14 protein-coding genes are annotated in these 13859 nt (G+C 73.5%); 7 read left to right on the forward strand and 7 right to left on the reverse strand.

The window, feature by feature from the left end:
- Nucleotides 1-6 precede the first annotated feature (6 nt).
- The 3 genes from aroF to VK640_03135 all read right to left on the reverse strand — a co-directional run bounded on the left by aroF (nt 7) and on the right by VK640_03135 (nt 4270).
- On the reverse strand, nt 7-1047 hold the full coding sequence (gene aroF / locus VK640_03125; protein HTE72177.1) for a 3-deoxy-7-phosphoheptulonate synthase: 1041 nt from the start codon (nt 1045-1047) through the stop codon (nt 7-9).
- Between the two features lie 188 nt (nt 1048-1235).
- On the reverse strand, nt 1236-3125 hold the full coding sequence (pknB, locus tag VK640_03130; GenBank protein HTE72178.1) for a Stk1 family PASTA domain-containing Ser/Thr kinase: 1890 nt from the start codon (nt 3123-3125) through the stop codon (nt 1236-1238).
- A 113-nt stretch (nt 3126-3238) separates the two neighbouring features.
- Entirely contained in the window at nt 3239-4270 is a 1032-nt protein-coding gene (locus VK640_03135) for a LysM peptidoglycan-binding domain-containing protein (GenBank protein ID HTE72179.1), read from the reverse strand.
- 301 nt (nt 4271-4571) lie between these two features.
- Here VK640_03135 and VK640_03140 point away from each other — a divergent pair, with 301 nt between their 5' ends.
- The 4 genes from VK640_03140 to VK640_03155 are packed head-to-tail and all read left to right on the forward strand — an operon-like array spanning nt 4572 to nt 6819.
- Nucleotides 4572-5711 (forward strand): FAD-dependent oxidoreductase, encoded by a 1140-nt coding sequence (locus VK640_03140; protein HTE72180.1) that lies wholly within the window; start codon nt 4572-4574, stop codon nt 5709-5711.
- A gap of 59 nt (nt 5712-5770) precedes the next feature.
- Nucleotides 5771-6157, forward strand: a complete 387-nt coding sequence (locus tag VK640_03145) for an Rv2175c family DNA-binding protein (GenBank protein HTE72181.1) — start codon at nt 5771-5773, stop codon at nt 6155-6157.
- Nucleotides 6158-6484 (forward strand): lycopene cyclase domain-containing protein, encoded by a 327-nt coding sequence (locus VK640_03150; GenBank protein HTE72182.1) that lies wholly within the window; start codon nt 6158-6160, stop codon nt 6482-6484.
- The gene (locus VK640_03155) at nt 6481-6819 is read left to right on the forward strand and encodes a lycopene cyclase domain-containing protein (GenBank protein HTE72183.1); all 339 of its coding nucleotides are present in this window, start codon (nt 6481-6483) and stop codon (nt 6817-6819) included. Before VK640_03150 ends, VK640_03155 begins: the two co-directional genes overlap by 4 nt.
- Here the strand turns inward: VK640_03155 and VK640_03160 are convergent.
- Nucleotides 6770-7762, reverse strand: a complete 993-nt coding sequence (locus tag VK640_03160; GenBank protein HTE72184.1) for a phytoene/squalene synthase family protein — start codon at nt 7760-7762, stop codon at nt 6770-6772. The genes VK640_03155 and VK640_03160 overlap by 50 nt on opposite strands.
- A 188-nt stretch (nt 7763-7950) precedes the next feature.
- Here VK640_03160 and VK640_03165 point away from each other — a divergent pair, with 188 nt between their 5' ends.
- The gene (locus tag VK640_03165; GenBank protein ID HTE72185.1) at nt 7951-8871 is read left to right on the forward strand and encodes a DUF559 domain-containing protein; all 921 of its coding nucleotides are present in this window, start codon (nt 7951-7953) and stop codon (nt 8869-8871) included.
- 79 nt (nt 8872-8950) lie between these two features.
- Here the strand turns inward: VK640_03165 and crtI are convergent, their stop codons facing one another.
- Together crtI and VK640_03175 are read right to left on the reverse strand one after the other, a co-directional pair.
- The gene (gene crtI, locus VK640_03170; protein ID HTE72186.1) at nt 8951-10435 is read right to left on the reverse strand and encodes a phytoene desaturase family protein; all 1485 of its coding nucleotides are present in this window, start codon (nt 10433-10435) and stop codon (nt 8951-8953) included.
- The gene (locus VK640_03175) at nt 10432-11520 is read right to left on the reverse strand and encodes a polyprenyl synthetase family protein (GenBank protein ID HTE72187.1); all 1089 of its coding nucleotides are present in this window, start codon (nt 11518-11520) and stop codon (nt 10432-10434) included. The genes crtI and VK640_03175 overlap by 4 nt, the downstream gene beginning before the upstream one ends.
- A 147-nt stretch (nt 11521-11667) precedes the next feature.
- Between VK640_03175 and metF the strand changes: the two genes are divergently transcribed.
- Nucleotides 11668-12540 (forward strand): methylenetetrahydrofolate reductase [NAD(P)H], encoded by an 873-nt coding sequence (gene metF, locus VK640_03180; GenBank protein ID HTE72188.1) that lies wholly within the window; start codon nt 11668-11670, stop codon nt 12538-12540.
- Nucleotides 12541-12553: 13 nt separating this feature from the next.
- Entirely contained in the window at nt 12554-13198 is a 645-nt protein-coding gene (locus tag VK640_03185; GenBank protein HTE72189.1) for a CDP-alcohol phosphatidyltransferase family protein, read from the forward strand.
- Between the two features lie 21 nt (nt 13199-13219).
- Here the strand turns inward: VK640_03185 and VK640_03190 are convergent.
- Nucleotides 13220-13859 (reverse strand): phytoene desaturase (locus VK640_03190; protein ID HTE72190.1); only part of this gene is annotated, 640 nt, incomplete at its 5' end.

Consider the following 13859-nt stretch of genomic DNA (forward strand, 5'->3'; position numbering starts at 1 on the left):
ACGCGGTCACGCAGGGGCGGTCGCCGACGCCGGGGCCGGACGTCGGCCCAGCAGGGGCGGCAGCTGGCGGACGGCGGCGGCCAGGGCCCGCAGGTCGTCGTCGACGAGCGCCTGCGGCCCGTCGCACAGCGCCTGCTCCGGGTGCGGGTGCACGTCGACGATGATGCCGTCGGCGCCGACCGCGATGGCCGCGCGCGACAGCGGCACGACCAGGTCGCGACGTCCGCCTGAGTGCGACGGGTCGACGATGACGGGCAGGTGCGACAGGTCGTGCGACACCGGTACGGCGCTCACGTCGAGCGTGTTGCGGGTGGCGTTCTCGAACGTCCGGATCCCGCGCTCGCACAGCACGATGTCGAGGTTGCCCCGCTGGGCGATGTACTCCGCCGCCATCAGCCACTCCTCGACGGTGGCCTGCATGCCCCGCTTGAGCATCACCGGCTTGCCGGACTGGCCGACGGCTTGCAGCAGGCCGAAGTTCTGCATGTTGCGGGTGCCCACCTGGAGCATGTCGGCGTAGCCCGAGACCAGGTCGACGTCGTGCGCGTCGACCACCTCGGTGACGACCGGCAGACCGGTCGCCTCGCGGACGTCGGCCAGGATCTTCAGGCCGGCCTCGCCCAGCCCCTGGAAGGCGTAGGGGGAGGTGCGCGGCTTGTACGCGCCGCCGCGGAGCAGGGTCGCGCCGGCCGCCTTGGCCATCTCGGCGGCCTCGAGGGTCTGCTGCGCCGTCTCGACGGCGCACGGGCCGGCGATCAGCGTGAAGGTGTCGGGCCCGATCGGCACGCCCCGGACGTAGACCGTGGACATCTGCGGGTGGTGGATGCGGCTGACCAGCTTGTACGGCGCGCTGACCCGCATCACGTCGGCGACCCCGGCCATGCCACGCAGGTTGAGCCCGGCGAAGGTCTCGACGTCGCCGACCAGGCCGATGATGGTCCGCGTCACCCCGCGGCTGACGAACGCCTCGCCGCCGGCGGAGGTCACTCGCGCGACGACGGCGTCGACGTCCTCCGTCGACGCACCGGGCTGCATGACGACGACCACGGTCCCGAGCCTAGTCGGGCGCCCCGCCGGGCCACGGCGACGTCTCGGCAGTCAGGACCGCCTGGTCGCTCACCTCGCGAGTCGTGGCAGTTGGGGGTACGCAAACGCTTGCAGGGGGCCAACTCCCACCACTCGACGGAGCTCACCGCGGGACAGAGCTTCGGTCGCTCGACGAGAGGGCGGGCAGGTCAGAAGACGTACAGCGTGATGGTCGCGCCCTTGGGTGCCTTGCTCGAGCTCTGCTCGAGCACCAGGCCGGGCCCGCCCGGCAGCTGGTTGATGTTGACCACGAAGCCGGCGGCCTCGATCGCCGGCTGGGCCGAGGCGACCGGCTGGCCGACCACGTTGGGCACGTCGATCTCCCGCGGGCCCTTCGACACGACCAGCTGGACGACCGAGTTCTTGGGCGCGGTGGTGGGCGCCTCGGGCGTCTGGCGCATGACGACGCCCTCGGGCACGGCGTCGTCGAACTTCTCGGTCACGTTGTAGCGCAGCTTGGCCTCGGCGAGCTGGGCCTCGGCCTCCTCGAGCGGCAGCTCCACGACGTCGGGCACCGCGACCGGCTGCACGCCGTCGCTGATGACCAGGGTGATCGCGGTGCCGGGCTTGACCATGGTGCCGACCTTGGGGTCGGTCGAGATGACCGCACCCCGCTCGACCTTGCTGCTGTACCTGCGCTCCGGGCTGGCGACGGACAGGTTGCGGTCCTCGAGCATGGCGCGGGCCCGCTCCTCCTGCACGCCCTCGACGTCGGGCACGGCGTAGCGCTCGGGGCCGAGGGACATGAGCAGGCCGACGGTGCCGCCCTTGTCGATGCTGTCGCCGGGGTCGGGGTCGGTGCTGACGACACGACCCTTGGGGATGGTCTCGCTGTACTCCGTCTCCTTGACGGTGACGTCGAGCCCGTCTTTCTCGGCCTTCTCGGCAGCGGCGGCCTTGGTCATGCCGATCAACCCGGGGGTCGTGGTCTGCGAGAGCACGGCGACGTACAGCCAGACCAGACCGGACAGGACGACGGCGAGGCCGACGACGAGGATCAGGGCGAGCGGACCGCGGCTCTTGCGGCGGGGGACCGGTCCGGTGCCGCCGGGAGCACCGAGCGGACCGGTGTCGCCGCGGCGCGGTGCAGCCTCGCGGTCCTCGCGGAGGTCGACGACCATCGTCTTGTCGGTCGCCTGCGTCGGGATGGCGTCGAGGGCCGGGCCCAGGGTGTCGAGCTCGCCGTCGGACAGCAGCCGGCGGGTCGAGGAGACCTCGGCCAGCATCCGGCGGGCGTCGGCCGGCCGCTGGTCGGGGTCGCGGTTGGTCGCGTGGGCGACCAGGGCGTCCAGCTCGGCGGGCGTGCTCGGGATCAGCTGGGAGGGCGGCGGCACGTCGTCGTGCACGTGGCGGTAGGCGACCTGGATGGCGGTCTCGCCGTCGTACGGCTTCAGGCCGGTCAGCATCTCGTAGAGCAGGATGCCGGCCGCGTAGACGTCGGACCGCGGGTCGGCGACGCCGCGCTCGACCTGCTCGGGGGACAGGTAGGCGACCGTGCCCATCAGGACGCCGCTCGCCGTGGTGTGGCTGGTGTGCCCGGTCACCGCGCGGGCCAGCCCGAAGTCGGCGACCTTGATCCGGCCGTCGTCGGAGATCAGGACGTTCTCGGGCTTGACGTCGCGGTGGATGATGCCGGCCTGGTGGGCGGCGCCGAGGGCGGCGAGCACCGGCTCGAGGACCTCGAGCGCCTGCCGCGGGCTGAGGTGGCCGTGCTCGCGCACCAGGTCGCGCAGGGTGCGGCCGCGGACCAGCTCCATGACCAGGAAGACGTGCCCCTGGTCGGCGCCCTGGTCGTAGACCGCGACGACGTTGGGGTGGGACAGGCGGGCCGCCGAGTGGGCCTCGCGGATGAAGCGTGAGACGAACTCGTCGTCGTCGGCCAGGCTCGGATGCATGACCTTGAGGGCCACCACCCGGTCCAGCCGGGAGTCGTGCGCCTCGTAGACGGTGGCCATGCCACCGCGGGCCAGCCGGGACCCGACGCGGTACCTGCCGTCGAGCACACGCCCGACGAGAGGGTCCTTGACAGTCGTGTCCACGATCGGATTCTACGGGCCTCGGCGGCGTGCACCCGGCACGGACGCGCGGCGGCCACGCCCAGGCGCGCGGCCCGGGTGCGCTGTGAGGCCGGTCACCGGTCGTCCGCCCGGGCTCAGCTCCACCGGGCCTTGAGGGCCATCACGTTGGCGACGTACCGCTTGGTGTCGGAGTACATCCCGTTCTCCCGCACGCTCTTGAGGCCCTGGTAGTAGCCGGCGACCGCCTGCCGGTCGCTGTTCGCCGCCTGGGTGAGGATCTTGAGCAGGACCACGCCGGTGGTGGCGTTGTCGCGGGCGTCGAGCGGGTTCAGGCGGCGGCCGACCACGCCGGAGATCCAGTCGGTGGTCGTGGGGATGACCTGCATGGCACCGACGGCGTTGGCGACGCTCACGACTCCCTGGTTCCAGCCGGACTCCTGGTAGGACACCGCGAGCGCGAGCGCCGGGTCGACGCCGTTCGCCCGGGCGGTGGCGGCGATGATGTCGCGCATCTGCTCGCGCGAGGGCACGTTGCGGCGCGCGAGCCGGTTGCGGTTTGCGCTCGCCGCGTCGACGACCGAGTCGGAGTACGTCCGCCCGGCGAAGGTGTTGGAGCTGTTGGCCGTGCTGGAGCCGCTGCTGCTGCCGCCGGGGATGCGCAGGGTGGCGCCGAGCATGACGACGTTGTCGCGGCCGATGCCGTTGGCGCTGGCCAGCGCCTGCTGCGAGACGCCGTAGCGCACCGCGATGCCCGAGAGGGTGTCGCCCCGGACGACGAGGTGGCTGCGCCCGCCGCCGCTGCTGGAGCTCCCGCCGCCCTGGCCGGGCACCTTGAGCGTCTCGCCGGCGTAGATCAGGTTGCCGTTGCCGGGCAGCCGGTTGACCTTGACCAGCCGCGCCACCGTCGTGTCGTAGCGGTCGGCGATGTCGCTGAGCGTGTCGCCGCTGCGGATCGTGTACAGCCCCCAGCCGGGGGAGCCGGCCGTCACCAGGCCGGCCACGAGCAGCGGCGTTCCGACGACCTTGGCCAGCCGGACCAGGCGGCGTCCGCGCGGGGTGAGCCGGGCGCCGGTCCGGTCGGCGCGGCTGTGCTGGTCGGGCTGGTGGAACCGGACGGGCGGGACTGGTGGTGCGACGACTGGTGGGGCGACGAGCAGCTCAGACATCGAGAACGGGTCCTCACGGTCGGGGAAGGGTGGCCGCCGGCCCGGTGCTCGAGCCCCGCGGCGAACCGTGCGTCCGTGATACTGCCGTGACTTCTGTGACTGAAGTGACCAGAGGGGCAATTGTTACCGCTTCGTGGTACTACACCCGTGTAGTTCAGCGTGACCGCCGGCCGAGCTCCGTGCCCGGGCGGGCGATTGCTTGTATTGCCTGCACGGCCACTCCAGGCGATCGTCGACCACATGTACGTGGTCCACGCGCGCCGCTGGCGGCGGGTCCAGACCCGGCTGGGAGGCTGGGCCGGTGATCGTCGTCGTGGGCGCGGGGGTGGCCGGGCTGCACACCGTGGTCGCGCTGCGCGGGCAGGGCTACGCCGGACCGGTCACGCTGCTCGGGGCCGAGGGTCTCGAGCCGTACGACCGGCCGCCGCTCACCAAGGAGCTGCTGCGCGGCGACACCGACGACACCACCCTCGACGCCGACTGGGCGGCCCTCGACGTGGACCGGCGACTGTCGACGCGCGCGCTCGCCGTCGAGCCCTGGGCCGTGCAGACCGACGACGGGCCGATCGGGTTCGACTCCCTCGTGCTGGCGACCGGCGCCCGGCCGCGGCGGCTGCCCGGCGACGCGCTGACCCTACGGACCCGCGACGACGCGCACCGGTTGCGCGCGGCGCTCCGACCAGGTGCCCGGCTGGTCGTCGTAGGGGCCGGGTGGATCGGAGCCGAGGTGTCGACGGCTGCGCTGGCCGCAGGGACCCGGGTGACCGTCCTCGAGGGCGCGGGTGTCCCGCACGCGGGTGCGCTGCCCACCGAGGTCGGCACCCGGATGACGCCGTGGTGGTCCGACGTCGACCTGCGCTTCGGCGCGCTGGTCGACCGGGCCGACGCCGGTGCGGTGCACGTCGTCGGTGACGGAGTCGTCGATGGCGACGCGGTGCTGGTCGGGATCGGCGTCCGCCCGGTGGCGGTGCCCGGCGTCGAGCTGACGGCGGCGGGCGCTGTCGCAGTCGACGCCGGGCTGCGCAGCTCGGTGCCCGGTGTCCTCGCGGTCGGTGACTGCGCGGCTTGGGAGTCGCGCCGGTGGGGCGTACGGCTCAACGTCGAGCACTGGGACAACGCCCTGCACGCGCCGACGGTCGCCGCGGCCAACGCCCTCGGCGGCGACGCGACGTGGGACCCGGTGCCGTACTTCTGGTCGGAGCAGTGGGGGCGGATGGTGCAGTACGCCGGCCACCACCCGGCCGGCGAGCGCATCGTGTGGCGCGAGGACGGCGAACGCTGGGCCGCCTTCTGGCTGGCCCGAGACCGGCTGACCGCGGCGCTGACCGTGGACCGGCCGCGCGACCTGCTGCAGGCGCGGCGGCTCATCGAGCGCGGGACACGGGTGGACGACGCCCTGCTGGCCGACCCGTCGGTGGCCGTGAAGTCGGCCACCCTCTAGGCCGACGTGCTCCGGCCCGACCTGCCGCCGCCGGGCGACGCCGTGGCAGGCTTGCCGCCGTGACCGACCAGCGCTCCGAGGCCGACCAGCAGCACGCTGCCGCGTACGAGGATCTCGTGCCCCGATGGCTGACCCTGCCCGACGTGGCCGAGCAGATGGGGCTGCCGGTCACCCGGGCCCGCCAGCTGGTGTCGGACCGGCAGATCCTCGCGGTCCGCCGCGGCGAGAGCAACGCCCTGATGGTGCCGGCGGACTTCATCCAGGACGGCCGGGTGCTCAAGGGCCTGCCCGGGACGCTGACCCTGCTGGCCGACGCCAAGTTCTCCGACGAGGAGGCGGTGCGCTGGCTCTACACCGACGACGACCTCCCCGGCTCGCCGGTGCAGGCGCTCGTCGAGAACCGTGGCACGGAGGTCAAGCGCCGCGCGCAGGCGCTCGGGTTCTGAGTGCGCCACCTGTCGTACGCCGCGGTGCTCGCGTTCTGCGTCGTCGGGACGCTGCCGCTCGAGCTCTGGCTCGGCGTCCGGGTCTACCGGCAGTGGAAGCGGCTGCTGCTGACGTTGCTGCCAGTGGTTGCGGTCTTCGTGGTCTGGGACCTCTACGCGATCTCGGCCGGGCACTGGACCTTCGACGAGGAGCAGACGACGGGCGTCCTGCTGCCGGGTGACCTGCCGCTGGACGAGCTGCTCTTCTTCGTCGTGGTGCCGACCTGCGCGCTGCTGTCGGTCGAGGCGGTGCGCAAGGTACGCGGCTGGCCACTGGGTGACGAGTGAGCTATACGGCGCTCGCGGTCGTCGGCGTGGTGGCCGCCCTGGTGCTCGACGTGGCCCTGCTGCGCACCCGCGTGGTGACCCGTCGGGTGTTCTGGACGTCGTACATCATCGTCCTGACCTTCCAGCTGCTGACCAACGGATGGCTCACCGGGCGCGACATCGTGGTCTACGACGACGACGCGATCCTGGGCTGGCGGCTGGTGTTCGCGCCGGTCGAGGACCTGCTCTTCGGCTTCTCGCTGGTGCTCCAGACGACCGCGTGGTGGGTGTGGTGGGGCCGGCGGCTCACGCCGGCCGCAGGCTCGCCCGCGTCCGGCGGGCCCGCCGGGCCCTGACCAGGCCCGGGACGGCGACCGCGAGGCGCCGGGGCAGCGGGACGGCGACCCGGCGGTCGAGGACCTGGTGGTCGGCCTTCTCGACCGCGTCGAGGATGCCGCCGTAGAGGGCGAGCGCGGTGCGGATGCAGTCCCGACTGGTGGGGTGCAGGAGCTCGATGCCCGGCTGGGCGGTGGCGTACAGCGCGCGGGTGCGGGCGATCTCGAAGCGGAGCAGCTCGACGACGTGCGGCGGAGTCGGGCCCGGTGCGAGGTCGGCCCGGCTGACCCCGAACCGGTCGAGGTCCTCCTGCGGCAGGTAGACCCGGCCACGCCGCAGGTCCTCGGCCACGTCACGGATGAAGTTGGACAGCTGGAACGCCTCACCGAGCGCTCTGGCCCGGTCGGCCGCCTCCTGCTCGCGGCCGGGCAGCGGCTCGAGGATCGGAACCATCTGCAGCCCGATGACGGCGGCCGAGCCGTACATGTAGTGCTCGAGGTCGGCGTACGTCGGGTAGCCGGTGACGGTGATGTCCATCTGCATGGACTCGAGGAACGCCTCGAAGGTCCCGCTCGGGATGTCCCAGGTGCGCGCGGTGTGGATCGCCGCCCGGCTGACGGGATGGTCGACGTGGGCGACGCTGCCGCCGCTGCCGCCGCCGCTGCCGCCGCCGGTGCCGCCGCTGCCGCCGCCGCCGTCGGCAGCCGCGAGCTCGGCGAGGAACCGGTCGCCCCACCGCACGAGCTCGGCGGGGTCAGGGGAGTCGAGGTCGTCCACCAGCTCGTCGGCGTAGCGGGCGAATCCGTAGAGCGCGTGCACGTGCGGGCGCTTGGAGGCCGGCAGCAGCAAGGTGGACAGGTAGTAGGTGCGGCCGTGGGCGGCGTTGAGCAGCCGGCACTGCTCGTACGCGGCCCGCAGACCGGGGTCGGTGATCCCGGCCGCGTCCAGCTCCCGCCCGCTCACCGGCACAGCCTCGCGGACAAAGGAGCACACAGTCGCCGGCCGGTCGGCGGCCGGCGTCCGGTGCCGCCCCCTTGCACGGTGTTCGGCGTCGTGGGCGACGACACCGACTGTGTGCTGATCGGTCCGGCGAGCCCGTTGTCCACAAGCGCCTCGGCGTGATCTCGTGGGTTCCTGCCAGGCTCGATCGGGTGGATCCGGTCGCCGCGCTCGAGTCCATGGGTGGCTACGCCACCCTGGCGGCGCTCCGGTCTGCCGGCGTACGGCGCCGGGCCCTCGCGGCCGCGTTGAGCGACCGTCGCGTCGTCCGCGCTCGCCGCGGGGTCTACCGCCTCGGACTCGTCGAGGGCGTCGAGCACCTCAGGTGCGCTGCCGTCTCCCTGCGAGCCGTCGTCTCGCACGACTCCGCCGCGGTGCTGTGGGGGCTCGAGCTGGCCACCGACCCCAGCGCGGTCGTCACCGTGCCCCGCAACCGGAGCCGGGCACGGGCTGCCGGGGTCACGGTCAAGCGCGCGGACGTAGGCGAGACGGCCGTGCGGCTGGGGCTGCTGGTCACGACCCCGCTGCGGACCGTGCTCGACTGTGCCGCGACCCTGCCGCTCGAGGACGCTGTCGTCGTCGCTGACTCGGCTCTGCGCAAGGGGCTGGTCACCCATGACGAGCTCCGGTCGGCAGCAGATGCGTTGCACGGGCCGCACGGTCGCAGTTGCCGCCGGGTAGCGGCGATGGCCGATCCGCGGTCGGGCTCGGTGCTCGAGTCGCTGCTGCGCGTGCTGCTGGTGGAGGCGGGACTTGCTGCTGACGAGACGCAGTACCAGGTCGTCGACGTCGAGGGGCGGCTCGTGGCCCGCGTCGACTTCGCCTACCTCACGGCTCGTCTGATCGTCGAGGCCGACGGCTTCGAGTTCCACCGGGAGCGGGCCGACTATCGCAAGGACCGGCGACGCGCCAACGCCTACTGCCTGGCCGACTGGAGCCTGCTGCGCTTCACCTGGGAGGACGTGCGGTTCGACCCGGACTACGTCATTGCTGCTGTGCGCGCCGAGCTGGTCAAGCCGCCCCGACGGGTCCGCACAGTCGGCGGGCAGATCAGCACACAGTCGGCGGCCTGACGCCGGTGCCGCACGCTCACTGGCTCGCCCGGCAACCGGGGACTGTGTGCTGGTCGGCTCGGTCGGAAGCGCGGTCACGTCAGACCCAGGCTCGGGAGCGGTAGGACGTGTCCGGGCCGAGGACGCGCTCGGCGGCCAGCCGGCCGGACACCAGCACCATCGGCACGCCGACGCCGGGCACCGTGCCCGAGCCGGTGAACACGACGTTCTCGCCCCACAGGTTGCGCGGCCGGAACGGTCCGGTCTGCCCGAAGGTGTGCGCGGCCGCGAACGGCGTCCCGCGCTCCATGCCGCGGTCGGCCCAGTCGAGCGGGGTCGTCGTCGACGTCACCTCCAGGGCGTCGCCGAAGCCCGGCCAGCCGCGCGACTCGAGCGTCCCGACGACGTGCTCGAGGTAGCGGTCGCGCTCCGTCGTCCACGAGATCGGCGCGTCGAGGTTCGGCGTCGGGAACAGCACGTAGTACGACGACTTGCCGGCCGGTGCAAGCGACGGGTCGGACGCGGTCGGCGAGGTCACCAGGAACGAGGGGTCGCTCATCAGCCGGCCGCCGAGGAGCTCGTCGAAGACCTCCTTCCACGCGTGGCCGAAGGAGATCGTGTGGTGCGCGTCGCCGTACGACCGCGTCGACCCGCCGAGCAGGACGAAGCACGACGGCGACCAGCGCAGCCGCCGCCGCACCGGCGCCCCGATCAGCCGGCGGGACGCGGGCAGGTCCGGGTTGAGCACCACCGCGTCGCAGGGCACCCGCTCGCCCTCGGTCGTGACCACCGCCGTCGCGCGCGAACCGGTCCGCTCGACGTACGCCACCTCGGTGCCGTAGCGGAGCTCGACGCCGTGCTTCTCGGCGGCACCGGCCATCGCCCGCGGCACCGCGTGCATGCCGCCCTCGGGGAAGAACACCCCGGCCACCGAGTCCATGTAGCCGATGACCGCGTAGATCGCGAGGGCGTCGTAGGGCGAGAGCCCGGCGTACATCGCCTGGAACGAGAACACCCGCTGGGTCCGCTCGTCGCGCAGGAACTGCTCCACCTTCGGCGCGAGCCGGCGGAATCCACCGAGGGCCGCCAGCCGCGCGAGCGACGGCCGCACCAGTCCGAGCGGCGAGTCGACGTTGCGGTCGATGAAGTCACGCATCTCAAGCCGGTAGAGCTCGGACACGAACGCCACGAACTGCCGGTAGCCGTCGGCCTCGCCCGGCCCGCACACCGACGCGATCGATGCCGCCATCTCGTCGACCGAGGCGTGCACGTCCAGCGACGACCCGTCGGCGTACTGCGCACGGTAGAGCGGAGACACCGGCCGCAGGGTCAGCCAGTCGTCCATCGACTCGCCCACGCAGTCGAGCGCGTCGGCGATCAGGTCCGGCATGGTCAGCACGCTCGGGCCGGTGTCGAAGCTGTAGCCCCCGACCTCCAGCAGCCCGGCCCGCCCGCCCGGCACGGCCTCGCGCTCGAGCACGGTCACCCGTCGCCCGGCCCCCGCCAGCCGCAGCGCCGCCGACAGCCCGCCGAGCCCGGCCCCGACCACGACCACGTGGTCGGTCGGCCCGACGACCTTCCTCACTGGCTGCGCGCGGTCGCGGCCGCCACGAGCTGCTCCAGGACCTCGCGGGCCGGCTCGGCGACGTGGGCTCCCTCGAGCGAGCGCAGGGCCTTGGCCGACAGGTCGTCGATCATCGACTCGACCACGTCGAGCGCCCCGCACTCGGTCATCACCTCGCGCAGCCCGTCGACGCCGGCCGGGTCGAGGCGCGGGTCACCGAGGCTGCGACGTACCGCCGCTGCCTGGGCCGGGGAGCAGCGCTCGAGGGTCACCGCGACGAGCACGGTGCGCTTGCCCTCGCGCAGGTCGTCACCCGCCGGCTTGCCGGTGGCCCCGGGGTCGCCGAAGACCCCGAGCACGTCGTCGCGCAGCTGGAAGGCCTCGCCGAGTGCGCGGCCGTAGTCGTCGTACGTCCTCAGCAGCTCCTCCGGCGCCCCCGCGAGCGTCCCGCCCAGCAGCAGCGGCTGCTGCACGCTGTACTTGGCGCTCTTGTAGAGGATGACGTGGCGGGCCCGCTGGACCGAGGTCGACGCGAGCACCTGCTCGAGCATGTCGAGGTACTGCCCGCACATGAGCTCGGTGCGCATCCGGTCGAAGACCGCGCGCCCGGCGGCGAGCCGCTCGACCGGGAGCCCGGAGCCGGCGTACATCTCGTCGCACCACGACAGGCACAGGTCGCCGGCCAGGATCGCTCCGGCGACCCCGAAGTCCTCGGACGGGCCGAGCCAGCGGTTGCCGCGGTGCAGAGCGGCGAAGCGCCGGTGCACGGCGGGCTGGCCGCGCCGGGTGTCGCTGCCGTCCATGACGTCGTCGTGGATCAGTGCGGCGGCCTGGAAGAGCTCGAGGGCCGCGGCGACGGTCACGATGCCGGCCGAGTCGTCACCGCCGGCGCCGCGCCAGCCCCAGTAGCAGAAGGCCGGCCGCAGCCGCTTGCCGCCGCGCAGCAGGTCGCCGACGGCGTCCATCAGCGGGGCGAGCTCGTCGGACACGCCGTCGAGGACGTCGGACTGCCGGGCGAGCAGGTCGTCGAGGGACTTGTGGACCCGGTCGCGCAGGTCCTCGGCATCGAGCGGGTCGATGCGGTCTGCGGGCGAGCCGGTCGTCACACCTCGCGAGCCTACGGGCAGGGGCATGTCCCGTCTTCCGGTCGTCGGCCGGGGTCGGATGCGGCTCCGGGTTAGCCTCGTCGGGTGCCCCAGCAGCTGCGTGACCCCTGGTCCCGGGAGAGCGTCATGCCCGGCCGGGCCCCGGCGATCTCCGAGCTGCTCCGCGACGGCCGCCGTTCCTGGTCCTTCGAGTTCTTCCCGCCGAAGACCCCCGAGGGCGAGCGCAAGCTCTGGACGGTGCTCCGCCAGCTCGAGGGGCTAAAGCCGACCTTCGTCTCGGTGACCTACGGCGCCGGCGGCAGCACCCGGGACACCACGGTCGGCATGACCGGCCGGATCGCACGCGACACGACCCTCATGCCGGTCGGCCACTTCACCGCGGTCAACCACTCGACGGGCGAGCTGCGCCAGATCATCGGGCAGTACGCCGCGGCCGGTGTCCGCAACGTGCTGGCCCTGCGCGGTGACCCGCCCGGCGACCCGCGGGCCGAGTGGGTGCAGCACCCGGAGGGGGTCGAGTACGCCGAGGACCTGGTGCGGCTGCTCAAGGAGTCCGGCGACTTCTGCGTCGGCGTCGCGGCGTTCCCCGAGCGGCACCCGCGGTCGACCGACTGGGACACCGACACCCGCTACTTCGTGCAGAAGTGCCGGGCCGGCGCCGACTACGCGATCACCCAGATGTTCTTCTACGCCGAGGACTACCTGCGGCTGCGCGACCGGGTCGCCGCCACCGGCTGCGAGGTCCCGATCATCCCGGGCATCATGCCGGCCACCAACGTGAAGCAGATCGAGCGTTTCGCCCAGCTCTCCAACGCGGCCTTCCCGCCCGAGCTGGCCGAGCGCCTGCACGCGGTCGAGGACGACAACGACGCGATGCGCGCGGTCGGGGTCGAGGCGGCCACCGAGCTCTGCCAGCGGCTGCTCGACGAGGGCGTGCCGGGGCTGCACTTCATCACCCTCAACACCTCGACCGCGACGCGCGAGATCTACCAGCGGCTCGGCCTGCGCGACCGCGCCTGAGCGGCCGGCCCCGATGGACCGCGAGACCTACTTCTCCCGGTGGGCGGAGCTGCACGGGGGCTACGACCCGCGCGCGAACGGGCTGGTGCGCCTGTGGCTGACCTGGACGTACGTCATCGCGCGACCCCTGGCGCGCACCCGGGTGCCACCCGACGTGGTGACGGTGCTGGGTCTGCTGGTCAGTGTCGCGGCTGCCGCACTGGCGGTGGGCGGCGGCGGGTGGTGGCTGCTGGCGGCGGCGCTCGTCGTGGTGCTCTCGGCGCTGCTGGACAACCTGGACGGCGCCGTCGCGGTGCTTGCCGGCAGGGCGACCCGGTGGGGCTACGTGCTCGACTCGGTGACCGACCGGTGCAGCGACCTGCTCTACGTGACCGCGCTGGGGCTCGCCGGGGCGCCGCTGTGGGTCTGCGTCGCCGGCGGGGCGCTGGCCCTGCTGCAGGAGTACGCGCGGGCCCGGGCCGCGGCCGGCGGGATGAGCGAGGTCGGGGTCGTGACCGTGTGGGAGCGCCCGACGAGGGTGATCGTCACCGCCGCCTTCCTCGCGTCGGCGGCCGCGCTCGGCGACCCGTGGGCGTCCCTCGGTGCGTGGGCCTGGGTCGGCCTCGGCCTGGTCGGCCTGCTGCAGTTGCTCGTCGTGGTCCGCCGCCGCCTGGCGTGAGGCGGCCGGCCTGTCGCTGGCTCAGGCCGGGCCCACCAGGTCGGCCACGATTGCGGCCGAGAGCCCGACCAGCGGCAGCCCGCCGCCGGGGTGGGCCGACCCGCCGACCAGGAACAGCCCCGGCACCGGCGACCGGTTGGCCGGCCGCAGGAAGGCTGCCCGCGCACCGTTGGACGACGTGCCGTAGATCGCTCCGCCCGGCGACCGGGTCGCCTCCGCGAGGTCGGCCGGGGTTCGCACCTCGTGCCACAGCCGCCGGTCGCGGACGTCCAGCCCGCGCTCGGCCAGCCGGTCGACCAGGCGGGCGGCGTACGACTCCGCGAGCCCCGGCGCGCGCCAGTCGACGCACCCCGGTCCGGAGCCGTGCCGCGGCGCGTTGACGAGGACGAACCACGCCTCGTGCCCCTCCGGCCGCATCGCCGGGTCGTCGGGGGAGCAGACGTAGAGCGTGGGGTCCTCGACCGGCCGCGCGTCCCGGCCGAAGACGGCGTCGAACTCCGCGTCGTAGTCGTCCGGGAACAGCACGGTGTGATGGGCCAGCTCGGGCGTGCGCCCACGGACCGCAAGCAGCAGCACGAACCCCGACAGCGACGGCGTCGCGCGGGCCAGCCGGCGCCGGGCCGAGGCCGCCACCGTGCGCTGCACCAGGTCGCCGTAGAGA

Source organism: Actinomycetes bacterium (genome assembly GCA_035489715.1).
Taxonomy (GTDB): domain Bacteria; phylum Actinomycetota; class Actinomycetes; order JACCUZ01; family JACCUZ01; genus DATHAP01.

What these genes read in the sequence shown, in the direction of transcription:
- VK640_03135 (HTE72179.1), bottom strand. Translation starts at nt 4,270, where the DNA reads ATGTCTGAGCTGCTCGTCGCCCCACCAGTCGTCGCACCACCAGTCCCG.
- VK640_03185 (HTE72189.1), top strand. Translation starts at nt 12,554, where the DNA reads ATGGACCGCGAGACCTACTTCTCCCGGTGGGCGGAGCTGCACGGGGGC.